Source organism: Arsukibacterium sp. MJ3 (assembly GCF_000987765.1).
Classification (GTDB): domain Bacteria; phylum Pseudomonadota; class Gammaproteobacteria; order Enterobacterales; family Alteromonadaceae; genus Alishewanella.
The window spans coordinates 1-481 of record NZ_LAHP01000167.1 but is presented as its reverse complement, the minus strand read 5'-3'; the positions used below and the strand labels follow the sequence as shown (position 1 = coordinate 481).

Genomic DNA, 481 nt, shown 5'->3' with positions numbered 1-481 from the left:
AATGAGTGCTGTGCGTGAACCTGATTTATATAAGTGCACTGTAGGCTTTGTTGGCGTGTTTGATTTGAACTTAATGCTAACAGAAGGCGATATACCTACGCGCCAATCTGGCCGAGAGTATTTAGCGCGAGTTCTGCCAGACACAGAGGATGAGAGAAACGCGCAATCGCCTGTGCATAACCTGGATAAACTCAAAGCACCCGTGTTCTTGATTCACGGAGCAGAGGATATTCGAGTACCTCTTATTCAGGCGGAACGTTTACGTGATGCGCTTGAGGAACGTAACCATTCTTGGGAATGGATGGTGAAAGAAGATGAAGGGCACGGTTTTTACAAACCTGAACATAATGTGGAGCGTTGGCAGCGTATGTTACGCTTTTTCAACCGCTATATTGGCAGTGAGTATCAAGCCGCTGAATAGAGTTACTAAAACCAATAAAAAAAGCAGGGAAACCTGCTTTTTTATTGCCTGCTAAGAAAT

Annotated in this window: 1 protein-coding gene; it reads left to right on the top strand. The window is 44.5% G+C overall.

Features of this window, described 5'->3' with window-relative positions; genetic code table 11:
- On the top strand, positions 1-421 hold a 421-nt coding region (locus tag VT06_RS17315), incomplete at its 5' end, for a S9 family peptidase (protein ID WP_046555579.1).
- Between the last annotated feature and the right edge of the window lie 60 nt (positions 422-481).